We start from the raw sequence: 23,260 nt of genomic DNA, 5'->3' as shown, positions 1-23,260 counted from the left end.
CCATTTGCGTGTCCGTCAGAGGTTCAGCCGGCGTTGTTGCCCTGCGTCGGCTCGTCGGCGCGGATCTTGCCGCCGTGCTTCTTGTCCTTCTTCTCCTTCTTGGGGTCTTCCTCGTCCGGAACCACTACGGTTCCGCCCGGGTTGACCAGGACGGTGACGAAGCTCGGCTCACTGGTTCCTGCGAACGTCAGGCGGCCAATGTAGGAGCCGGGCTCCAGGTTCTTCCAGTTCAGCGAAATCTGGCCCGTCTTGCCGTTGGCCAGGCGGATCGGATTCGGCGTCACGGTGGCGTTGCCCTGGTTGGCACCCAGGACCGCGGCATCAACAGTGGCCTTGGTGGCCTGGTTGTTGGGGCTCGCGTAGAGGTTGGCGAACACGTAGTAGTCGCCCGGTGCCGGGTTGGGAACGGACAGGGTTTCGCTGGCGGACGCCGTTGCGGCCGGCAACTGCTGGCCGGACGGGGTGAGCACCAGCATGTCGAAGTCCGCGGCCTCGTTCGAGGATATGACCGAGAATTTAGCCAGGGCACTGCCCTCGCCAACGGTCACCTTCTTCACGTAGTTGGAGGCATTGGTCTCACCCGCGAACGGACCGGGAACCAGCTCAACAGCGGAGGAATCAGCCTTGGACAGGCCATCAACCGTAACCCCGACCGGCAGGTTGGTGCCGGAAGTGATGTTGATGGTGGCAGAGCCATTGGGGCCGGTTCCCGTGAAGGCCAGGGCCTTGTCCGCGATGACGGACTGCGGCCGGACGGCGATCGGCGAGGTGACGGTCTTGTTGGCACCCTGCCAGCTCAGCGAACCCATGGCGAACTTGCCCAGCTCAGCGTTTTTGTTTTCGAACTGGACCTTGAAGGTCTTCTTCTCACCGGGAGCTCCGAAGGTCAGCACGGACGGCGTGACCTTGACGTTGACACCTGGAACGTTGACTGATGCCCGGTAGGTTCCCGCGGTCAAGGCCGTGAGCGTTCGGGTGACTTCGATCTTGCCTGCGAGGTTGCCGAGGGCGAAGGAGGGAACGTTCATGTCGCGTGGTGCGGTAGTGCCAAGCCCTTCCATCCCCAGGTCCATGCCCGTGCCTTGGATGAACTTGAGGTAGTCCTCGGTGGTTGCGTCATACACGAGGCCGGGCGAGAGCACCTTTGCGGGGTCAACCTGTCCGGCGCCGGTGGCGAAGACGTCCTTGTTGACGGCGCCGTTGGCCAGCTTGACCGGTCCGGCGGTGGTCATCATGGCGGACTTCACGGTGGCCGGGGACCACTGCGGGTTCTTGCCCAGGATCAGTGCGCCGAAACCGGCAACGTGCGGTGAGGCCATGGACGTTCCGGAGAGGAAGCCGAAGTTGTCTCCACCGGTTCCGATCGGCGAGACACCAGCGAGGATCGCGACGCCGGGAGCGGACACGTCAGGCTTCAGCAGGTCAGAGTCGGTTGCGAGCAACGGACCGCGCGACGAGAAGCCGGCAATCTGCGGCTGTGCTTCGGCGGGCAGGCCAGTGGTGTCCCGGTTCAGCAGGGAGACGGTGATGGCCGGGTCGGCTGTCACCTTGTCCTTGATGGTCTGCGTTGCCGGCGGGTTCACGTGGACCGTGGGGATGACGTGCTTGTCCGTGTCCAGCGACGAATCCGTCAGGTTCACCAGGATCATGCCGACGCCACCACCGCGCAGTACTTCGGCGCTCTTGGCGGTGCGGTCAACCACGCCGCGGTCGCAGACTACAACCTTGCCCGCTACCTTGGCCGGATCCAAGGAGCCCGGAGCACATAGAGCCGCGTTGCCTTCACCGCTTGCAGCGTTGGTGGACAGCACGACGCCGGCCCCGCTCACCTCGCGGTTCATGATGCTCGCTCCGCGGAACTTGCTGCCATCGGAAAACTCAACGGTTCCCTGGAGCTCCTGCGAGAACGAGGTCGCGGCAACCGTGGTCAGCCAGGGGGCTCCGTGGTTCACGGTGCTGGCGGTTGGTCCGGAGTTGCCTGCCGAGGTGGCCACGAAGATACCTGCCGATGCTGCCGAGAGGAAGGCCAGCGAAACAGGATCCGTGGTGGACGTGGTGGAACCGGAGATGGAGTAGTTCAGGACGTCCACGCCATCCAGGATTGCCTGCTCGATCGCGTCCACGGAAGCGGAGCCGTAGCAACCACCCGTGGCAGGATCTGTGTCTTCCCAGCAGACCTTGTAGACGGCGAGCTTGGCGGCGGGTGCGATACCGCTGGTGGTTCCGAAGCTTCGGCCGTCCACAACGGCGTCGACGTTGGCGTTGCCTGCCGCGGTGCTGGCTGTGTGGGTGCCGTGGCTGTCCACGTCCACGGGAGAGATGACTTCTTCCGGGGCACGGTTTTCCGGGGGAACAGTCTCCAGGAAGGCGTCTGCGAAGTAGTGGGTGCTGAGGACCTTGGAGTTGCAGGCGCTGCCGTCGTAGTCCGCGCCGGTGTCGGTGCCGGGCTGGCATTCACCGACGAAGGTATCGCCGTCGGCCTTGAGCATGGCGATCTTGCCATCTGCCGTGCGGTAGGGAACGCCGACCTGCGGGTTGCCTGCCAGCGGGCCAACGGGCTCACCCGCGAAGAACGGGTTGGAGGGGGTATAGCCGGTGTCGATCACGCCAACAACGGTGCCCTTGCCCGCGTTGTCCTGGCCACCGTACTGGGTGGCCCAGGTGCCGTTGGGGCCGCTGAGCTTCAGGAAGTCGGTGGTGGAGTAGTCCGGGGCGTACTGGGTGTCCGGTGCCACCATGAGGACCTTGGGATCCTTGGCCAGATTGATGGCCTGGTCTGCCGTCAGATTGGCGCTGAAGCCGTTGACGGCGGTAGTGAAGTCACGCTCGATAGTGATGTTTTCCTGTTTCGCGACTTCCTGCTGCTTCTGCTGCAGGTGCGATTGGTATTCCTTCACCTCGGCGCTGTCGGCGTCGAGCTTCTTGCCCTCTTCCGGCTTGGTGGGCGCGAGGCCCGCCGTGCCGCCGTCGTACGTTGCTGCAGGCTTTTCCGCCAGGACAACCATGTAGCGGCCGTCCTTGTAGGCACTGGGGTCAAGGTTCTTCTTGGCCACGCCTGCAACGGTCCCGGGCGTCTCCGGCGTGGGAGCGGCCTGGGCCGGCATCGCCATCGAAGAGAGAAGCAACGGCAAGCCAACGGCCAGTGCCGCGGCCTTTCGAAGCCCCCCGCTTCTGACGAAGCTCTTTCCTTGTGATTTCACGAGTGGTTGCACCTTTCACTGAGGGAGGACCAGGCTCCATCGCCGGGACCTGTCAACTTTTAGTTGGTTGAACCTTTGACAGTTCTTGTCAAAGCCGCGCAACCAGCCGAGTCACAGAGTACCTAGTGATAGCCGAATATGACATACAGCACATTTCAGGAATTTTGTCTTGTCACAGCGGTGGCGGTTCGTCATGGAACTACCCACAACGGACCGCAGGAATGTCCTGCGGTCCGTTGTGTGAGCCTGCCGGGAAAGATCAGCCCTTCGGCGTCACCTGAAGCCGGTCAAAGGACACCTGAAGGCCATCCTGATCCAGGACTACGACGTCGTCCCGGCCGTTTTGCACATCGGAGGGAAGGATGAACTCAACGGTGTTGCCTGTCGTGGGGAAGATCCATCCCAGGCGATGCCCCGTCTTGTTCAGGTACACGTAGTACCACTGGCCGTGGTCCAAACCCTGCAGCACTACCTTTTGGCCCGTGCGGTACTTATCTGCGGTGCCCAAGTCGGTCGGCGGCGTACCCAGCTCCTGGACCTTGAGTTCGGGAGCGCTTTCGGGCTTTTCCGGCTGGACCTTCAGCTCGAGGGGATCACCCGATGCCGACGTTGCCGCCTCCAGCGCTCCGTTGCGGGCCGTCGCCTCAAAAGAGACTGCGCCCAGGCTGCCTGCAGCAACGTCCACGGCCGTCAAGACGTAGTCCCGGGTGGCGGTAACAGTCTCACCGGCAGCAAGGGTGGCTGCAGAGATGCCGGCGTCGGGGGCTTCCAGTCCGGTCACTGCAACGTTTCCGGCGTTGCCCACGGTGTACGTGTACGTCACCGGATCGCCGACGCTGGCGAAGCGGTCACCATCGGTGTCGATCCACTGGGCAGAAACGGTTCCCTCAAGCTTGGGCTCGCGGACTTTCAGGTCCACTTCGCCGCCGTTCACCGTGATGGTCTTGGTGGTTTGGCCGGCCGAGCTGACTTCCCACGTGCTTGTCGGAACGAAGAACCCCTGCTCAGCTTCCTGTGCAGTCACCGTGTGGCGAGGGGTGGTGCACTGGTAGCTCTGGCCGGCCGGCAGCACGCTGTAGCGGCAGTTGCCCGGCCCCTCCGGAAGGAAGGGGCTGAAGTTACCGGCGGTCGGGACCACCTTCTCAACCAGCGGGCTCGTGTTCTTCACCGTGAAGGTGTACGGGACCAGGTCCCCTGCCGCGTACGGCTGGGTCGCAAGGTCACGCCCGACGTCGGCACGCGCCCCGCTGATCCCGGCCGTCAGCAGGCCGTCGCGCAAAGCGACGGCAGCGCCGGTGAACGGCACCGTCTTAGTGAGCGACGGCGTCGAGCTGGCTGTGATGCTGAAGCTGGCTTCCGGCACGAAGTAGCCACGCTCGATGTCGGCTGCCGTGATCACATGTTTGGCGGTGGTGCAGGTGTAGCTGGCACCTGGGGCCAGGTTGTTGAACCGGCAATTCGGGGCAGACGGTGGCAGGAAGCCGGAGTCGAATGTCCCGGAAACCGGTACTGAATTGGCCGTGACGTTCGCCGTGCTCTTGACGTTAAGCGAGTAGCTGAGGACGTCGCCCACCTGGTAGGGGCTGGCCACGACATCCCGGGTGGGTGCCGTTCCCGTGATCGTCAGGCCCACCTGCGGCGCAACCGGCACGGTGGCGGTGAAGGTGAATTGCGAAACCCGGCCATTCGCCGTCGTAAATGCTGCGTTGAGATTCTGCGGGCCACTGGCGTTGGCCGGTGCCGTCAGTGCAACGTTGACGGTCACCGAGGCTCCGGGGGCGACGTCGGGAACCGGCACCGTGGTGGCCGACCATCCGCTGGGTGTGTAGACGGTGGCTGTTGCGCCGGACAGTGTGGTGGCTTCCTGGTTGGTCACTGTCACGGGCACCTGCTGGGTGGCCCCCGGCGCGGTGGTGACGGCCTGGACGGAGAGCGGAGCGCAGGCGTAATTCAGCCAGGCGTCGTCGAACTTCGCGAACGGCATGTTGTCCGTGTAATTGCCTTCGTAAAGCACCCCGAACTTGCCCTCTTCCAAGCGGGTGACCGTGGAGTACGCGGAGAAGCCGGAGCGGATGGTGCGGACGCCCGGCCAGGTGGCACCGTCGTCGCAGGAGACACGGGCCGAGACATTTTCACGTCCGGTCTTGGAGTTCGCGTTGGTGAAGATGAGTTTTTTCGCGTCGGCCGAGCCCTGCGCCGCGTTGGGGAACATGCGTGCAATGGCCCCGTTGTTGGCGGGATCCGGGAGTTCCGTGTCCTGCGTGACCGGCCCGTAGGTAGCGCCGCCGTCCGTGGAAATGGCCACTTTACGGTAGCCCTGGTTGGCGTTGTCCCGGGAATTCAGCAGCACCCGGCCATCGGAGAGTTCCACGGTCTTGTTCTCGTCCATCCGGTCACCGACGTTGGCGCCCTTCTTCCACGTCACCCCATGGTCGTCGGAGTAGACACTGTAGGCCTGGATCTTGTTGGTGCCGTCTGCCTGGCGGATATCACCGGCGTACTGCTGGATGAGGCGGCCCTTGTACGGGCCGTACTTGAGCTGGATGCCCTCGCCCGAGGATGCGAAGTTGGAGCGCACGTCGCCGGCCACCGGGCTGGTTTTGCTGGTTCCGGGTTTGGTGACATTCGTAATAAGCCGCGGCTGGCTCCAGGTGACGCCGCCGTCCGAGGACTCGATGACCGCCGAGGAAATCACTGACCTGTCGGCATCGTTGTTACCGAACTGGCTGCCGCCGAAGCCCTGGTCCTTGGAGTACACAAAGAAATTGAAGACCTTGCCGGCCTCGGCGTCGTAGACGTAGGAGGGGTCGCTGTAGCCGTATTTGGGACCGCTGGCGTCGCCCACGTGCCCGGCGGCTATAACGGTGACAGGTCCCCAGGTCTGTCCGCCGTCAGTACTGCGGCGTTGGACTATCGAGTTGGGGTTCGGAGCATCCGCGGCTGAGCCCGGACGACCGTCCCATGATGCGAGCACCACGTTGTTGCCCAGATACGTCAGGGCGGGGATCCGGTAGAAAAAGTTGGCGGCCGTGCGGTCAGCCGCGATGTTGGCCTCAGTGAAGGTACCCGGCGCTGTCGCAGGGTTGTTGGGTGGGAGGGGGGCGGCGGTGGCCGGAAGAGCGAGGCCTCCAAGGAGGCCAAGGCTCAGTGCGCCGGCGGCTGCGATGCGGGCGAGCGATGGTGCAGGGGGTATGGATTTCAAATCCAAGGTCCTTTCGAATCGGCGCGAGGGACGTTCGTGTTACGTGCTACGTCGAACGTCCTACAACCATAGGGTGTTCGCCGTCACATTGCTAGGGATGACTTTCGGGCGCACCTCCCCCCGCGCTGAAGCGGTAGCCTCAAGGGCACACCGCCCACCGCTTTTGAACCTGGAGTTGCCGTGAAAATCCTCGTCCCGGACACCATCGAATTGAACCTCGCCGATCTCGCCACTTCAGGGGACCACCCGGTGGTGTACGCGGTGGACGAGCCCATCCCCGCCGAACACCGGGATGCCGAGGTCCTGGTGGTGTGGCGGAACACTCCGGAGAACCTCTCGGACGCCGCCGAGGAACTTCCGAAACTCAGGCTGGTCCAAACGCTCGCGGCAGGCCCGGACTCCGTTCTCGCTGCCGGATTCGCCGACAACGTGGCCATCACCTCCGGCCGCTCACTGCACGACGGTCCCGTGGCTGAACACGCGCTCGCGCTCGCGCTGGCAGCCATCCGCCGGCTGGATGTCCTGCTCGAATCCCAGAAGGACGCTCGCTGGAACAGCCCGTACAACGAGGCACAGTCCAACCCCGCGACCGAACAGCTCTATACACTCGACGGCGCCAACGTCACCATCTGGGGCTTCGGTTCCATCGCGGGGCGGCTGGCTCCCCTGCTGGCCGCTTTGGGCGCGAAGGTCACCGGCGTGGCCAATTCCAAGGGGGAGCGCTACGGGTTCCCGGTCGCTTCAACAGAAGAACTACCCGATGTTCTGCGCACCACGGATGTCCTGATTTCCATCCTGCCCGCGACGGCCGAAACCGCGGATGCCCTGAACGAGGACGTCTTGCGGGCCCTCCCGAAGACCGCCGTATTTGTGAACGTGGGACGCGGGGCCACGGTGGACGAAAACGCACTCCTGGCCGCGCTTACCGAGGGCCGACTGCGCGCCGCCGCCCTGGACGTCACCAAGGTTGAACCTCTCCCCGCCAGCTCACAGCTGTGGAGCGCCCCGAACCTGATCATCACGCCCCACGTGGCGGGTAACCGGCCCAAGGGCTCCGCCCGGCTGGTCACGGAAAACATCTCCGCCCTCAAGGAGGGCAAGCCGTTGACCAACCAAGTGGCCGGATAACCGATCCTCCGATTCCTCACGGGATTTCATTGCCACCGAATAGTAAGCATGCTTATGGTGGGTGGGTCCGGGGTGGCCAGCAGAGGGTTTCCATCCCACGCATAGCATGAGACAACGTGAGGAAACGTATGTACCTGCACACCCAGCTTCTCATCAATGAAATCGCTGCCGACGAGCCAGATCCCGCAGCCGCCAACGCCCTCCAGGAAGGTCTCGGCGGTCAATTCGGCGAGATGCGCACCATGATGCAATACCTCTTCCAGAGCATGAATTTCCGGGGTGACGCAGCTTCGAAACCCTACAAGGACCTTCTCCAGGGCATTGGCACGGAAGAGATCAGCCATGTGGAGCTCATCGGCACCACCATTTCCCAGCTCCTCGATGGTTCGCCCCGCTACCAGGGCAAGAAGTCCGATCCTGTGGACCAGCCAGGCGCGGGGGGAGCTACTCCCCTGAAGATCGCGCTGGACACCAGCAACATCCACCACTACCTGGTAGGTGCCCAGGGCGCTTTGCCGGTGGACGCTGCCGGCAATCCGTGGAGCGGCTCCTACGTCTACAACAGTGGCAACTTGGTCCTGGACCTGCTCTACAACCTGATGCTGGAATCCACAGGCCGGCTCCAGAAGTGCCGCATCTACGAGATGACGGAGAACAAGACGGCGCGCTCCACCATTGCGTACCTGATAGTCCGTGACCAGGCGCACGAGAATGCCTACGCCAAGGCCTTGGAGAGCCTGGGCGTCAACTGGGGGAAGGTCCTTCCGATCCCCAAAACCAACGCCGAGCAGTTCCCGGAGGTGAAGAAACTGCTGGACAAGGGCCTGCAAAGTATCCAGTACACCTTCAGCGCCGACAACCTGAGCGAAGCCGGCAAGCTCTACCGCGGAGCTTCGCCATCCAACGACGGAACCGAGCTCAGCACCGATGTGATGCCGGACGGATTCCCCATCACCATCTCCCCTGAACGCAAGGAAGAGTTCGCCCCCGGCCTGGATCCTGAGCTCCTGGCGCTCATCCAGGCCACAGCGGAGCAGGAACTAAAAGACGCGGACAGCCCCAAGGAAGGCAAGTCCGCGGCTGCCAAGACTGCAGCAACCAGCAAGAAGTAAATCCGCACGAAAAAGCGGGCCTGTCCTCGAAGGAGGACGGGCCCGCTTTTGGCGGAACGAGGAATTATCAGGCGTGCTCGTACGTGAGGCAATCGGCGGCTTCCCGGCCCGGGCCGACCTTGACGTCGTGGGCCTCGCACATGAGGTTGTTGTTGTGGACGCACTCCGAGCGCTGGCAGGCACCTACGTGGGCGAGGACCTTGGGAAGGCCGCCCATGGCATTGGTGTCAATGAACGTTGCACAGGATGCATGATCCGTGCTTCCACCGATGGTGATTCCAAAGGCGGTGCAGCCATCATGGTTGAATCCGCAGCTGCCAACGCTACAGGCGGATACTTCGGCAATGTGTTCGGTCATTGTTCCTCCTGGTGTGGATCCTGAATAGTACTGGGGCTGAACCCCGCGTGTACTTTCCAAACTACGCCGGAATCACGCCGGTTGACCCAATTTAATAGCGCATTTGTATGTGCCCTAATCCGCGCCATTCCGCGGAAAAACGGCAGATGCAAGGTGAGGCTTCACTTACTTGGAGTACGCAATGCGTCACTGATTTTAGCCCGCGTTTCGGCGTCCAACGGAGCGGTCACATGGCTGCTCCGCCCAGCCCTGTCCGCCAGGATTTTCTGGATCACCATGCGGCCCAATCCAGCAAAAACTGCCGCGGCGACAACGCCCAGCACCATGGATTTCGGTTTCTCAGCCATGCCGCAATCCTAGTGACACCGGACACCCCCTGCCAGTGCCGGCGCAAGCCCCGCCAGCAGGCACAAGCAGCCGCCGCCGTCGAGCCTTCAGTTGGGACTTTTGCACCGCCGCGGCGGGGTGTCCTCGCGCAATCCGCCTGAATAGGGTATGTGCGCCACTCCCGGTAGAATAGGTGTGCAAGCTCGCGGAGCGCCCCCCATGCCGTTCAAACATTGCAGTTCACCACCGTGTTTAACCCTGTGTTCAAGACGCTGTTTGAATGCGGCTGAATGGCGTGAGACGGCACCTCCGCGGCAGCCTTATTTAAGGTTCACCCAACTCACGCACAGGAGTTACCGGATGCCCCGGATCGTCGTTGACGTCATGCCCAAGCCCGAGATTCTGGACCCCCAGGGGAAGGCCATCGTGGGTGCACTGCCCCGCCTCGGCTTCAACAGCTTCAGCGCAGTCCGCCAGGGCAAGCGCTTCGAACTGACCGTCGACGGCGAGGTGACCGACGCTATCCTGGCCCAGGCCCGTGAAGCTGCCGAGACCCTCCTGTCCAACCCGGTGATCGAGGATGTTGTCAACGTCGAGGTCGTCGAGGCCTGATATGACGTCGATCCCCCTGATTGGCGAGGCTGTCGCCGTCGCCGCCGAGCCCCGGCTCGCTGGCGCCAAGGTTGGCGTCGTCACCTTCCCCGGTACCCTTGACGACCGCGACGCCGCCCGTGCAGTGCGGCTCGCAGGCGCCACGGCGGTGCCCCTCTGGCATGCCGATTCCGAACTCGGCGATGTTGACGCAGTCATCATCCCCGGCGGTTTCTCCTACGGTGACTACCTCCGTGCCGGCGCCATTTCGCGCTTCGCGCCGCTGATGTCCAAGATCATCGATGCCGCGAACTCCGACGCGAAGCTCCCGGTGTTGGGTATTTGCAACGGCTTCCAGATCCTCACCGAGTCGCACCTGCTCCCCGGTTCCATGATCAAGAACGACCACCTGAAGTTCATCTGCCGCGACCAGACGCTGCGCGTCGAAAACGCCAACACCGCCTGGACCGTGGACTACACCGACGGCCAGGAAATCATTGTGCCGTTGAAGAACCAGGACGGCCAGTACATCGCTGACGAGAAGACCCTCGATGCCCTTGAGGCTGAGGGCCGCGTGGTGTTCCGCTACGTAGAATTCAACCCGAACGGTTCCCGCCGCGACATCGCGGGCATCTCCAACGCCGCGGGCAACGTGGTGGGCCTCATGCCGCACCCCGAGCACGCAGTGGAGACCGGCTTCGGCCCGGAGGCTGGCTTGTCCGGCTCCGCCGGCGAACCCCGCGACACCGACGGCCTGGGCTTCTTCACCTCCGTTTTGACCAAGATTGTGGGAGGCGACAAGTGACCACGGAAACCACCAAGAAGTTCAACATCGACACCGTTGAGCATGCTGCCAAGACCCCGGACACGGAACTCCCGTGGGCCGAGCTGGGCCTGAAGCAGAACGAATTCGACGAGATCGTCAAGGTCCTTGGCCGCCGCCCCACCGGCGCCGAGCTGGCCATGTACTCGGTCATGTGGAGCGAGCACTGCTCCTACAAGTCCTCCAAGAACCACCTCCGCCAGTTCGGCGAGAAGGTCACCGAGGAAATGAAGAAGGACATGCTGGTGGGTATCGGCGAGAACGCCGGTGTCACCAACCTGGGCGACGGCTGGGCCGTGACGTTCAAGATCGAGTCCCACAACTCGCCGTCCTTCGTTGAGCCGTACCAGGGTGCCGCTACTGGCATCGGCGGTATTGTCCGAGACATCATCTCCATGGGCGCCCGCCCGGTTGCCGTGATGGACCCGTTGCGTTTCGGCGCAATCGACCACCCGGACACCGCACGCGTCATGCACGGTGCTGTCGCCGGCATCGGTGGCTACGGCAACTGCCTTGGCCTGCCGAACATCGGCGGCGAAATGGTCTTCGACTCCGTCTACCAGGGCAACCCGCTGGTGAACGCCCTGGCTGTTGGCGTCATGCGCCACGAAGATATTCGCCTCGCCAACGCCTCCGGCAAGGGCAACAAGGTAGTCCTGTTCGGTGCCCGCACGGGTGGCGACGGCATCGGCGGCGCTTCGGTGCTGGCCTCGGAGTCCTTCGATGACACCAAGCCATCCAAGCGTCCTGCCGTCCAGGTGGGCGACCCGTTCGCGGAGAAGGTCCTGATCGAGTGCTGCCTGGAGCTCTTCAAGGGCTCGCTGGTTGAAGGTATCCAGGACCTCGGCGCCGCAGGTATTTCCTGCGCCACGTCCGAGCTCGCCTCCAACGGCGACGGCGGCATGGAGGTGGAGCTGACCTCGGTCCTGCTGCGCGATCCCACGCTGACGCCGGGCGAGATCCTCATGTCCGAGTCGCAGGAACGCATGATGGCCGTGGTCACCCCGGAGAACATCGAAGCGTTCGAAGCTGTGATGGACAAGTGGGCCGTCGAGTACTCCTGGTTGGGTGAGGTCACCGACACCGGTCGCCTCATCATCACCTGGGAAGGCGAAGTAATCGTCGACGTCGATCCCCGCACCGTTGCGCACGACGGCCCGGTCTACGACCGTCCGTTCGCCCGCCCGGAGTGGCAGGACTCGGTGCAGGCCAACGCCTTCACCGGTTCCGTTGAGGATGCCGGCCGCCCAGCAGCTCCGTCCGAGCTGGCAGCAGCCGTCACCGAACTCGTTGCATCGCCCAACATGTGCAGCAAGGCCTGGATCACCAACCAGTACGACCGCTACGTTGGCGGCAACACGGCCATGGCCTTCCCGGATGACTCCGGCGTGGTCCGCGTTGACGAGGAAACCGGCCTGGGTGTTGCCCTGGCTACCGACGCCAACGGCCGCTACACCTATCTGGAGCCGTACCAGGGTGCACAGCTTGCGCTGGCCGAGGCCTACCGCAACGTCGCAACGTCCGGCGCTGTTCCGATGGCTGTCAGCGACTGCCTGAACTTCGGTTCCCCTGAGGACCCGGACGTCATGTGGCAGCTCGCCGAGGCCATCCGCGGCCTGTCGGATGCCTGCATGGAGCTCGGCATCCCGGTCACGGGCGGCAACGTCTCCCTGTACAACCAGACCGGCACCACACCCATCCACCCCTCCCCCGTGGTAGCAGTCCTGGGCAAGCTCGACGACGTCGCCCGCCGCACGCCGTCGGGCTGGCGCGAGGACGGCCAGGCCATCTACCTGCTGGGCACCACCGCAGCAGAGTTGGACGGTTCGGAATGGTCAAACCTCCGCGGACACCTCGGTGGCCTGCCCCCGAAGGTCGACCTCGCAGCAGAGCGCGCCTTGGGCGAGATCCTGATCAACGCTTCCCGCGATGGCATGGTTGACGCAGCACACGACCTCTCCGAAGGTGGCCTCGCTGCTGCCTTGGTGGAATCCTCGCTGCGCTACGGCGTGGGTGCCCGGATCGCCCTTGAAGAACTCATGGAGCGCGATGGAGTGGACCTGTTCACGGCCCTCTTCTCCGAGTCCCAGGCCCGTGCGATCGTGTCCGTGCCGCGCTCCGAGGAAGTCCGCTTCAAGGACATGTGCACCGCCCGCGGCTTCGCCCACCTCCGGATCGGCGTTGTTGACGCTGCCGGTGGAAAGCTGGAGATCAACGGTGTGGACGAGCTCTCCTTGGACGCTCTCCGCGAAGCACACGAAGCCACCCTGCCGAAGTACTTCGGCTAAACGACTGGCCAAGCAAAAGGCCCCTGCACGCGCCCGCGAGGACGATTGCAGGGGCCTTTTGACGTCTTATAAGGAGATTACGCCGGCCAGGTCCGCAGCCGGGTCAACTGCTCCGTGAACTCAGCCCCGGGCAAGGGCCTGCCGAAGTAATACCCCTGGCCGCTGGCGCAGCCAATGCTCTGGAGCGCCGCTGCTTCCTCGGCGGTTTCGATGCCTTCCCACACTCCTTCCAGCCCACAGGACCGGATGACCTCCTGGATGGCCGCCAGGAACGCGAGCTGGGAGGGGTCCCTTCCGAGGTCCTTCACAAATTGCCGGTCCACTTTCACCCGGTCCACGGGGAGTTTCCGCAGGTAGCCCATGGACGAATATCCGGCACCGAAGTCATCGATTTCAAGTCCCACACCCAGCCTGTGCAGGCTCGCCAGGGTGTAGCGGTCCAGCTCATTGTTCTGGATGATGGCGCTTTCGGTCAGCTCCAGGACGAGCGATTCCGGCCGCAGGCTTTCCTCGGCAAGGGCTTCGCTGACGTCGTCCACGAACTCGAGGCTCTGCAGGTCCGCAGCGGAGACATTGATGCGCATGGAGAAGTCATGCTGGGCCGTGGCCGGGTTGTCCCGCCACTGACGCAACTGCCCCACGGCCGTGCGCAGGACCCACCTCCCCAGTTCCGCGATGAGTCCCGTAGCCTCGGCCACGGGAATGAACTGGTCCGGCATGATCAAGCCGTGCACAGGGTGGTTCCACCGGACCAGGGCTTCGCAGCCTTCGATCCTTCCCGTGGCCAGCTCCACGATCGGCTGGTAGTTCAGGACCAACTGATCTGTACGGATGGCTTCGTGGAGTTCACCCACAATCTGCCGCTGGAGCTGCCGGGCGTGCAGCGTGGCGGGATCGAACACCCTGAGCTTGTTCCGGCCCTCGCTCTTGGATTCCTCCACAGCGATATCGGCTTCCTGGAGCAGGTCCTCGAGGGTATGGTGTGGCTCTGCTGTCCGCAGTCCCATGCTTGCACCGCAGCGGACGCTGTTGTTCCCAAGGTCGATGTTCGGTTCCAGCGCGGCCAGGATGCGGTTGCCGACGGCGGTGGCCCGGTTTTGCGGGGTGGCGGGCAACAGCACCGCATATTCGTCGGCACCCAGGCGGGTGACGACGTCGTTCTCCCGTGCGGCCGACTGGATTCGCATCGCCACGGTGACCAGGACTTGGTCCGCCGCGGCAAGGCCGGCGGAGTTCTTCAAAGCCTTGAAGCCGTCCAGGTTCACGAGGAGGAGCGCAGGTTGAGCCGAACCGTGGGCCGCGGCGTTCCGTGCCGCAACGAAGGCCTCCACCAAGGCCAGACGGTTGCCGAGTCCGGTGAGTGCATCAGTGAGCGCTTCGCGGCGCTGCTCGTGGCGGACATGGTGGAGCTCTTCCATGAGCGCTTGGACGTGCCGTTCCAGTTTTTCGATGCGGGAGTCAGCGTCAGCGGGGACAAGTCTTCGGGGCTTGGTGCTGGTCACGATTCTTCCAGGCGCCGCAGCGTGGTATCAGCGACAGCCTGCGGCTTGGCGACGGGATTGCGGCGCTCGTCCAGGAACAGCCGGTAGGAGGCGACGTCCATCCTGCCATCGGGCTCCACCCTCTTGCCCGCGCGGTACACGTGGGTGATCCAGGAGCCGCCGAGGATGGCCTCGATCCAGGCGTCGCATTCGGCCAGAGGGAGGTGGACGCGGGTCCCGGTGTTCCTGCGGTGACCCGCGATGGACACCGTGATGCAACTGCCCAGCAGGCCTTTGTCAGCAGTGAACCAGGCCAGACCTTCCACATCGGCCACGATGGTCAGGTTGGCGTTCCCGTCCTCCACCGATTGAACGGGACCCATCCGGACTGACCGGCGGTCCGCATTCAGGGACGTCGGCGTTCCAGCCATGTAGGGAGCGCTGGTGATGTTTTGCCGGAAGGCGGACAGCTCCTGGGTGTGCTGGATCTGGATCCTGGTGGTGAGTTCGTTGAAGGTCATGATCGTGCCTCATCCGCGATAATGGCCGCCTGATGGCGGTCAGCTCCTACAATCCGGTTTCTTCCTTGCGCTTTGGCGCTGTACAGGGCTGCATCCGCCACCTCAATCATGAATTTCATGTCAGCACCAGCGGGGATGCTGGAGGTGACTCCATAGCTGATGGTGGGAAAAGCGACGCCCTCGGGCGCCGGGGTGGCTGCCATCCGGCGGCTGATTTCGGCTGCGATGTCCTCGGCCCGGTCCTGCGTGGCCCCGGGCAGGAACAGGATAAATTCCTCACCGCCGTAACGCCCGATCAGATCGGTGGACCTGACCGAGGCACCGCAGGCCTCGGCAAAGGCCTGGAGAGCCTTGTCCCCGGCTCCGTGACCGAATTCGTCGTTGACGGCCTTGAAATGGTCAAGGTCCGCAAGGACTATGGCTGCGCCGGATCCTGCGGACTGCAGGCGGTGGAGTTCAGTGGTGGCCATGTCCAGGAAGGTTCCCCGGTTAAGGAGGCCGGTCAGGTGGTCGCGGTCGGCCCGTTCCTTGAGTCCCTTGATGAGTTGGTCGCTGGTAAGTGCGGTCATGCTGAAGGACACGGTGACCAGAAGCACCATGGATATCAGTGCCGAAGGTGCAGGTCCAAAGTACGTGGTGAACGTGTGGCTTGACGGGCCTTCCAGTACAAAAACGAGCCACCTGCCCAGGTAATAGCCGGCAAGCAGGCCCGCCGCGACGGACAGGGCTTTGTGGACCTGGGAGTGCGAGGACTTGATGAACCACAAGTCATAGGCGGCCAAGGCAATGCCCACGGTCATCATCGCCAGATAGACGAATCCGCCGGACCATACATTGGTCCCGGGACTATCCAGGAAGGACGCGACGGCGGTAACGGCGGGACCGATGGCCAACTGCCATGGTGCCGCTTTCCGGTCCCGAAGGGTCTTTGCGCCTGCCCAAACGCTGAACGCTCCGGCCACCACCAGGATGTTGCCCACGGGGTTGGCCCATTGCTGGTGAGGGGTGCCGTTGAGCAGGAAAGCTGCGTTGCCCACCATGAATTCCAGCAGGGCCAGGCTCCACCAGCCCGCATAAGGTGAGCGGGTGCGCTGGAAGGAGATACAGAACAGCACCAAGAGCGTCACCGTGACTACGCCTAAACCAACCCGTACCGAGAAAGCATCGAGCACCGTGTCCAACCCCCTCAGCTGGTCATCCTGCGGCTTTGAGTTCAGTGTGGCGAGGCTTACTCAATCCCACTGCGGCATTTGCTCAGGATTTGCTCAAGATCAGGGGCGGATCCAACCGGCCGCGCTTCAACCAACCCAGTGTCCGTCGTCGTGGTATTCGGCCTCCAGCCCGTGCGGCGTCTTCTCCCACTTATGCGGGCTGGTAAGCATCTGCCAGGCCGCCCGCCAGGCCGCTACTGAGTGCAGCACCCAATAGAACGGGTTGAGCAGGGCGAAGATCGCGATCCTCCATCCGTGCCGGCGAAGGGTAGCGAGACCGGAGACGATGATCATCATGGCGTTGCCGAACAGCATGGACACCACTCCGCCCACCAGCAACCATTCGGGCAGGACCAGGCCAACAATGTCGTAGCCGATGTACGTGACCACGGTGAAGCCCACCACGAGCGGGTAGGCAAGGAACGCCAGTGGGGTTCCCAGGATCAGGCCGAGGAACCCGACGGCGCCGGCAACACCTGTGCTCTTGATGTAACGCACCGTGTTCCGGGTATTGACGGCCGAGGTGACCATGTATCCCTTGATCCAGCGGGTGCGTTGCTTGATCCACGCCGGCACCTGCGAGCACGCTTCTTCCCACGTAGTGGAGTTGATGACGCCCACGCGGTATCCGTCCACGGCCGCCCGGAGTCCCAGATCGGCATCCTCCGTGACGTTCCATGGGTCCCACGCACCGACTTCCTTCAGCAGCGAGGTCACAAAGTGGTTGGAGGTCCCACCCAGCGGCAGCGGGATCCCTGAGTTGTCCAGGCCAGGGAGCATCGAGTCAAACCAGTGCGTGTATTCGATGGTGAACATCCGGGTGAGGACGTTCTGGTCCGCGTTGAAGTAGTTGAGCGCAGCCTGGACGCAGATCAACGGTTTGCGGTCCGGGTTGAGGTGTTCCCGTTCAAAGGCGTCCTGCTTGAACGCGGCGATGGAAGCACGCAGCTGGCCGGGCTCGGGGCGGTCCTCGGCATCGTAGATGACCACGTACTCACCGCGGGCGAACGTCAGCCCGTAGTTGCAGGCCCTTGGCTTGGTCTGCGGATCACCCTTGGGCACGATGAGGATTCGGACGTATTCCGGCGGCCGCGAAGCCTTCGCCGCGGCGATGGTCTCGGCGTCGTCTTCTTCCAGGAGGACCAGGACATCCAGCTTGGAACGTGGGTAGTCCAGTTGGCCCAGGTTGGCCAACAATTTGTCGATGATGTTCGCTTCCCGGAATACCGGAACCAGGATCGTGTAGACAGGCAAGTCGCCATCGGGGACCCGTTCCTCCGCCAAGGGAGGCAGTCCACGCGTGGCCCTCTCCTTATCCCTGGCTTTGGCCACTGCGGCGTCACGCATCCGGTCGAAGGGGCTGCGGAGACTGGCGAGCGTCTTGAAGCCGATGCTCACCAGGAATACGACGTTTGCTGCTGCCAGAAGGACGATCAAAGCCGTCAGCGGAGAGAGCACGAACGCAGTGATTAGTCCCGTGAGCAGGACCACCGGGAGGTAGCGCTGCCATGGGGTCAGGGCGGTACGTGCGGATTCGCCGGGCCGCTCTTCGGCAAGGCGCTCGGCGGATTCGTAGAGGAGGTGGCGCCGGAAGGAACGCTGGATGGACTGGTTGATGTCCCAGTCGGTGGTGGTGCGAAATTCAACAGATGCGGCGCCGAAAAGACGCGCCGCTTCCTCTGCGATGGCCGTTGACGGAGCCACCGCAGTGGCCACCGTCAATACGTCACCGTCCATCTTCCATGGCAGCCACTGCGGCTCGCCCACATCGCTGTACCCCAGCACCTCCATCAGCTGGTCGTCCACCGGTTCAGCCACCAGGTCCACCAGCGGCGCGTCCCAATGCTGTGCCAGGACTTCATAAATCCGACGGCGGTCCAGCCCGGCCTCCAGGATCAGGTGCCTGCCCAGCAGCCCACCTTCGCTCGCCGCTCGATCCAGCGCACGCTGCAGCTGTTCCGGGGTGATGAGCCCCGCCGCAAGCAGCGTCTGGCCAATCGACTGCCGGTTGAGCGTGGAGTCCGCCAAACGTGAAAGGGAAGTCATCAGTGGGAGGACCTTTCATAGATCCGGTGGGTTGGAGTCGAGAATGCCACGGAGTAGCGGACAGTGAACGACGGGTTCGCCACGATCGCCTGGTACACAAGGTCCGTGGGTCCCGAGTCCCGTGCTCCCTTTCCGGCTTCAACGTTGACGAATACCCACTGCGCGTACTTGGCAGGGTCCTTCAGCGCCGGAGCAAAGTAGTCTCCGGAGGCGCGGTTGTAGATCTCTTTAAGGGGAATGCCCATGACAGGAAGCACGGCATTGCCCCGGGCGCTCTCGTCCATGAGGATTCCACCGGACTGGTAGTGCTCGTTGAGCCAGCGCGCCGCGGCCGTGGAGTTAGTGGTGGATTCCGCTGACATCCGCCCCTCCGCCAGGACCGCGAGACGACCAGTGGGATCCTCCCCCCACCAGAGGTTCTGCACCACGAGTCCAGCAAGCAACGCGCCGATCAGCACGGGCTTGATGCGGACAGGGCGGGTGAACTCCTCCACCACCACAGCTGCCAGGATGGCCACCAGGGGCAGCGCCGTCAGCGCGAAGCGGTTGTTCCACCACGTTGACGGCAGCGAATGGTCGTTGTTGATGGCCGTCTGCCCCAGGAAGAGGCTCAGCACCGCAAAAGCATACGCACTGCCGGTCACCGCCACCAGCAGGGTGCTGTTGGCAAAGCCCCGCCTGAAGACCAGCACGACGGCGCCACATGCCGCCAGCGCGAGGACCACCACGCCGACTGTCTCCAGCAGGGACCAATGGAAAGTAGTCAGCGTGAGTCCCAGGTTGCCCTTGGTGGGCAACAGGCCGCCGTCGGTGATGTTCTTCTGCTGCGCGTAGGCGGAGTACTGCCCGAACATAAACTCCAGCGGGTTGCCGTAAATGGCCCAGTTGTAGGAAATCCACCAGAGGACCGCCGCGGCCGGAATCATCACGTAGCCACCGGCCATGATGAATGCCTCCCGCCACGCACCGGTGCGGCGCTTGGCGACGATCAACACCAACAGGGTTCCGGTCATCACCAGCGCCCAGCCTTCGTAACGGGAAAGCACTGCGGCGGCGGACGGAATACCGGCGAAGACGGCCAGCTCTCCGGCACTCATTCGACGGCGGCTGGTGGCCCAATGCGCCAAGCCAGCCATGCCGCCCACGATGCACATGATGAGCACCGGTTCCGTCAACGCCGTGGTGTAGACGTACAAAACCGCCGGGTTGGCCAGGGCCACCAGGGTCGTGGCGAGACGTCCGGCCCTGCCCAATCCGAGTCGGGCTGCGATCAAGTACAGGCCGGTGGTGGTGGCGGACAACGCCAGTATCCCCAGGATTCCGGCAGCCCAGCCCGTGCTGAACAGCCACATATTCAGCACGAACGGCGCCAGCAGCAGGTGCGGCATGGGCAGCCACACGGTGCCCAATTGTTCAAAGCCGGGCGCCTTGCTGTCGAAGATTCGCCGGGCGATGGTCAGGTGGCTTTGGGCATCCGAATAGTCCAGGTTGGTGCCCTGGCCGATCGTGTACAGGCACGCGAGGTAGCCCACCAGCAGTGAAACCACGGCTACCACCCTGGTGCCGGGAACCTTGCGCCCTGCCACGGGCGCACCGAGGCGCGCCCAGGCCCACGTGACCAGCCCGGTCACCGAACGCAGCAGTGTCAGAGGCCCCGGTGTCAGCGACCGCGCCGCCGGACGCCGGTGGGCGGCCCGCGGACGAGCGGCGGCGCTAGTTGTCATGACCCGGTTTCGCAGGTCCTGTGGCATCTGCCGGTTGTCCCGCCATTTGCTCAGCATCCACATATGCCCGTGCTGCCCGGGCACGACGCCGCAGGAGCACTGTCCGGGCGGCGAACGCCAGGCCCAGGACCACCACTGCCCCGCCGATCCACCAGGCATAGGGACGGTAGTCATCGGTTACAGCCTTCTGCGGAACCAGCACATTGCTCTCCAGCAGCACGGGAGTTCCCGACGGCTGGGTCACCAGGAGGTTCCGGGACAGCGATGCCCAGCCGCCTTCAACTGCACCAACATGGGAGGCCAATGAAGACTGGAGCGTGGACGCGGCGGCAGCGTCATTTTCAGGTGCCCAAGCACCCAGGAGCAGCAGATTCCGGCCGCCTTGCTCAAAAGCCTCCAATACGCCGTACGGAGCCGAGGCGCCTACGCCGTATTCGACCTCGTCAGGCGAGATGGTGCGGAACTCCGCCAACCGCAGCGGTGCGGACAGCTTATTTGCGACGTCGGCGGTGGCACCCACCACCAGCCCGGACTCGCTGGAGCCAGCCAAGGCGTCTAGGCCCACCACGCGGGTATCCAGCAGGGAGGCACTGTCACGCTGCAGGGAAGCCAGAAGCGTCGCTGCATTGACGGTGTTGGCTTGGGCGTTGCCATCGCCGAACGCTACCTGAACGCTCTGTCCGAAAGCCTGGGGGAATCGTTCGAAGCCGGCTTTCGTGGATCCGCCACGGACCGCCGTGAGGGTGCTGCCAGAGGTATCCAGGGTGACTTCCATGGGCATGACACCTGCGGGCCCGGTGCAATCGCCGCCTGCCGGGAGGGCGGCCAGACGGATCCGGAGGCCATTCTTCGCCTGTAGCTGGCCCGCTGGAACCTCAGCATCCACCGTGAAGGTGTCACCGCCGTCGAGGTTCTTGGAACTGAGCAGGTAGTCATTCCAGAAGACCGAGAGCTGCGCCTGTGCGTTGTCCGGGACAGCCGTGTGCGTGCCCTTGAGCTGGACTTTCACCGACGAAACCGGGCCTCCGAACTGCGACTGGGAGACGCCCACAAAGGATTCCGGGGTGCCGTAGCCGGAGAGTTTCAGGGTTGTGCTGCCCAGGTCCTTGAGGCTCTGGACCAGGCCCGGCGCGGCAGGCAGCGCCGAGGTCAGGCCGGTCACGGAGGAGGTCACGGCCAGCGCGGTTTTGTCGCTGGCAAGCGCCCGGGCGGCGGTGCGGAGTTGTTCGTCGTGGCCGCTGAGGATGAGCTGCGGGAGGTCCGCTGCCGTGGCCAGCTTGGTGGCGGTTTCTCCCGGGTCTGCGGTGACGCTGAGGATCCGGCTGCCGGCCGGGAGAGTGGCAGCGCGCGCCACCAGCTCGGCTTCCGGAAGCACTGCGACGGCGGCGTCCGGATAGCGTTGGGCCATGGCGGCCGAGGCGGTCATGATGGCGGCGGAAACATCCGCGCCGGGATCCGCGGGGACGGGAAGCACGACGGCGGGCACGGACGCCGGGAAGAACTCGCCCACCGTGGTGGGTGCTTTGGCGGTCCCGCTGAAGTCGACCGTCATGTTGTTCAGGGTTGCCGTGGCGTTGGAGACCACGCACATGGTGTGGGTTACCGGTATGAGCTGCAGCCCCACCGTAAGCTGCTGGCCAATAACGTCGGCATTGCTGACCGCTTCGTCCAGGGGAACCGTGGCTGCAGCGTTCGTTTCGAGGATGACCCGGCCGTTGACCGTTGCCCGGACCGTACCCTCAGGTTTCCCCGACACCGCGATGGTCCCCTTCACCCGGGTGGGTTCCAACCCTGCCGTCACGGGCACCACTACCATCTGCTCAGTCTGGCCCGCGAGCGCTGAAACACTGGAGGATGCCCGGACAGCCGTTCCCTGGCCCGGAGAGGCATCTGCCGGTGAGGCGGCGGCAGGTGCAGCGCCGATTCCCAACACACTGACGGTGGCAAGTGCAAAGCTGGCGGTGGCGAGCAGGATCCGGACCGGATGAGAGGGGGCGTGGGTGCGCGGGCGTAGCCGGGAAGGGGTTTGGGGCACGATGTCAGTCCTGAGTAACTAGCAGCGAATGAGTCCGTCGGCCGGTTGGGCCAACCTCATAGACACTGCCGAACGGAACTCAAGGCGCCTTGCTGCGTTGGCTCAAGATTTGATCAAGTCCACATGGCACACGTCACCTGACCTGCGGTGATAATGGACCATGTGGATCGGATGGATTGAGTTCGACGTCCTTTTGGGCGATGTCCATAGTCTCAAAGAGAAGCGCTCCATGGTCCGGCCCCTCGTGGCCGAGCTCAAACGCCGCTTCGACGTGTCAGCTGCCGAGACCGGGCTCCAGGACCAGCATCGGCGTGCGCTGATTGGAGCCGCGTTGGTGGCCCCGGATCACGCCCACCTGCAGCAGGTGCTCGACGCCGTTGAACGGTTCGTGGCTGCCCGGCCTGAGTTTGAGCTGCTCAGCGCACGGCAACGGGAGCTGCACAGCGAGGACTAGTACCCGATCACTGCCAGGCGTGTGGAGTCCAGGTGCGCGTCGATGGCTTTGTGCGCTTTGTCGAGGCTTCGGCTGCGGAGTGCGTCAACGATCAACTGGTGTTCCCGGAGGACGTCCCCGGCCCGATCCGTGGCCTGGCTGACGGCTTTAACGCCGATCCTGAGTTGTTTTTGCCGGAGTGACGCGTAGAAATCAGCCAGGACGGGGTTGCCGCCCGCACGCACCATGAGGGTGTGGAACTCGGTATCCAGTTCGATGAACCTGGCGGGATCGTCCCGGGCTTCCTGCTGCTGGTCAATCACGCGCTGGAAGGCATCGATCTGGGCATCAAGCATGGTTTCCACCGCCGAGACGGCCCATTTCTCCACGACGGACCTGGCCTGCAGGATGGCCCGGACGTCGGGATCAGAGATGGGTGGCACGTAGGCGCCCTTGTGCGGGATCCGCTTGACGAATCCTTCAGCTTCAAGGCGCAACAGTGCCTCACGCACGGGCGTTCGTGAAGTACCCGTGGTCTTGGCCAGGACTCCCTCGTTCAGGAAGGTTTCTTCCTCACGCGGCAGGGCTGCGATGTAGCTTTTCATCCACTGGTAGGCCACTTCTGGCTGCGACTGTGCAGTGGGGGTCATCTGGATCATGCAGAGCCTTTCTCGCGTAGCCCAGTATACGAGTTGCATTCAGCAGCTTGGGGGACATCCAAAAAACTTCTGCTTTAAATATAGACAGGCTGTATACAACACGTCTACAGTGATCTTAGTG

At 63.7% G+C, this 23,260-nt stretch carries 17 protein-coding genes; 6 read left to right on the top strand and 11 right to left on the bottom strand.

Annotated elements, in window-relative coordinates:
• Positions 1–23: 23 nt before the first annotated feature.
• Positions 24–3,110, bottom strand: a complete 3,087-nt coding sequence (locus tag AYX22_RS03715; RefSeq protein ID WP_207597454.1) for a S8 family peptidase — start codon at positions 3,108–3,110, stop codon at positions 24–26.
• Positions 3,111–3,459: 349 nt separating this feature from the next.
• On the bottom strand, positions 3,460–6,402 hold the full coding sequence (locus AYX22_RS03710; RefSeq protein ID WP_207596174.1) for an exo-alpha-sialidase: 2,943 nt from the start codon (positions 6,400–6,402) through the stop codon (positions 3,460–3,462).
• Between the two features lie 180 nt (positions 6,403–6,582).
• Here AYX22_RS03710 and AYX22_RS03705 point away from each other — a divergent pair, with 180 nt between their 5' ends.
• Together AYX22_RS03705 and AYX22_RS03700 are read left to right on the top strand one after the other, a co-directional pair.
• Entirely contained in the window at positions 6,583–7,530 is a 948-nt protein-coding gene (locus tag AYX22_RS03705) for an NAD(P)-dependent oxidoreductase (protein ID WP_207596173.1), read from the top strand.
• A gap of 128 nt (positions 7,531–7,658) precedes the next feature.
• Complete coding sequence (locus tag AYX22_RS03700; RefSeq protein WP_207596172.1) at positions 7,659–8,642, top strand: manganese catalase family protein; 984 nt, start codon at positions 7,659–7,661, stop codon at positions 8,640–8,642.
• A gap of 67 nt (positions 8,643–8,709) precedes the next feature.
• On the opposite strand, the gene AYX22_RS03695 is transcribed toward AYX22_RS03700, so the two are convergent.
• Positions 8,710–9,000, bottom strand: a complete 291-nt coding sequence (locus AYX22_RS03695) for a DUF1540 domain-containing protein (protein WP_207596171.1) — start codon at positions 8,998–9,000, stop codon at positions 8,710–8,712.
• A gap of 161 nt (positions 9,001–9,161) precedes the next feature.
• The gene (locus AYX22_RS03690) at positions 9,162–9,347 is read right to left on the bottom strand and encodes a hypothetical protein (RefSeq protein ID WP_207596170.1); all 186 of its coding nucleotides are present in this window, start codon (positions 9,345–9,347) and stop codon (positions 9,162–9,164) included.
• Positions 9,348–9,687: 340 nt separating this feature from the next.
• Here AYX22_RS03690 and purS point away from each other — a divergent pair, with 340 nt between their 5' ends.
• Genes purS through purL form a run of 3 tightly spaced genes read left to right on the top strand, consistent with a single transcriptional unit; the run spans position 9,688 to position 13,029 of the window.
• Positions 9,688–9,939, top strand: a complete 252-nt coding sequence (gene purS / locus AYX22_RS03685; protein WP_011773385.1) for a phosphoribosylformylglycinamidine synthase subunit PurS — start codon at positions 9,688–9,690, stop codon at positions 9,937–9,939.
• A 1-nt stretch (position 9,940) separates the two neighbouring features.
• Positions 9,941–10,723, top strand: a complete 783-nt coding sequence (purQ, locus tag AYX22_RS03680; protein ID WP_207596169.1) for a phosphoribosylformylglycinamidine synthase subunit PurQ — start codon at positions 9,941–9,943, stop codon at positions 10,721–10,723.
• Positions 10,720–13,029, top strand: a complete 2,310-nt coding sequence (gene purL / locus AYX22_RS03675; RefSeq protein ID WP_207596168.1) for a phosphoribosylformylglycinamidine synthase subunit PurL — start codon at positions 10,720–10,722, stop codon at positions 13,027–13,029. Before purQ ends, purL begins: the two co-directional genes overlap by 4 nt.
• 77 nt (positions 13,030–13,106) lie before the next feature.
• Here purL and AYX22_RS03670 read toward each other — a convergent pair whose 3' ends face one another.
• The 6 genes from AYX22_RS03670 to AYX22_RS03645 form a co-directional block, all read right to left on the bottom strand.
• Positions 13,107–14,531 (bottom strand): bifunctional diguanylate cyclase/phosphodiesterase, encoded by a 1,425-nt coding sequence (locus AYX22_RS03670; RefSeq protein ID WP_207596167.1) that lies wholly within the window; start codon positions 14,529–14,531, stop codon positions 13,107–13,109.
• Positions 14,528–15,031 carry a hypothetical protein gene (locus AYX22_RS03665; RefSeq protein WP_207596166.1) on the bottom strand — a complete coding sequence of 168 codons (504 nt, stop codon included), beginning with the start codon at positions 15,029–15,031 and terminating at the stop codon, positions 14,528–14,530. Before AYX22_RS03665 ends, AYX22_RS03670 begins: the two co-directional genes overlap by 4 nt.
• Positions 15,028–16,212 (bottom strand): GGDEF domain-containing protein, encoded by a 1,185-nt coding sequence (locus tag AYX22_RS03660; RefSeq protein WP_207596165.1) that lies wholly within the window; start codon positions 16,210–16,212, stop codon positions 15,028–15,030. The genes AYX22_RS03665 and AYX22_RS03660 overlap by 4 nt, the downstream gene beginning before the upstream one ends.
• A 117-nt stretch (positions 16,213–16,329) precedes the next feature.
• Positions 16,330–18,288 (bottom strand): glycosyltransferase, encoded by a 1,959-nt coding sequence (locus tag AYX22_RS03655; RefSeq protein ID WP_207596164.1) that lies wholly within the window; start codon positions 18,286–18,288, stop codon positions 16,330–16,332.
• Positions 18,288–20,012 (bottom strand): hypothetical protein, encoded by a 1,725-nt coding sequence (locus AYX22_RS03650; RefSeq protein ID WP_207596163.1) that lies wholly within the window; start codon positions 20,010–20,012, stop codon positions 18,288–18,290. Before AYX22_RS03650 ends, AYX22_RS03655 begins: the two co-directional genes overlap by 1 nt.
• Positions 20,002–22,047 carry a cellulose biosynthesis cyclic di-GMP-binding regulatory protein BcsB gene (locus tag AYX22_RS03645; RefSeq protein ID WP_242703510.1) on the bottom strand — a complete coding sequence of 682 codons (2,046 nt, stop codon included), beginning with the start codon at positions 22,045–22,047 and terminating at the stop codon, positions 20,002–20,004. The genes AYX22_RS03650 and AYX22_RS03645 overlap by 11 nt, the downstream gene beginning before the upstream one ends.
• Positions 22,048–22,207: 160 nt before the next feature.
• On the opposite strand from AYX22_RS03645, the gene AYX22_RS03640 reads away from it, so the two are divergent.
• The gene (locus AYX22_RS03640) at positions 22,208–22,501 is read left to right on the top strand and encodes a DUF503 domain-containing protein (RefSeq protein ID WP_207596162.1); all 294 of its coding nucleotides are present in this window, start codon (positions 22,208–22,210) and stop codon (positions 22,499–22,501) included.
• Here the strand turns inward: AYX22_RS03640 and AYX22_RS03635 are convergent.
• A complete protein-coding gene (locus tag AYX22_RS03635) occupies positions 22,498–23,139 on the bottom strand; it encodes a GntR family transcriptional regulator (RefSeq protein ID WP_089593584.1) in 642 nt (213 codons plus the stop codon). The two genes, AYX22_RS03640 and AYX22_RS03635, sit on opposite strands and share 4 nt — an antisense overlap.
• Positions 23,140–23,260 lie beyond the last annotated feature (121 nt).

This window comes from Arthrobacter sp. D5-1 (assembly GCF_017357425.1).
GTDB lineage: Bacteria > Actinomycetota > Actinomycetes > Actinomycetales > Micrococcaceae > Arthrobacter.
Note: the sequence above shows the minus strand (reverse complement) of the source record. Positions and strands in the feature narration are given on the sequence as shown.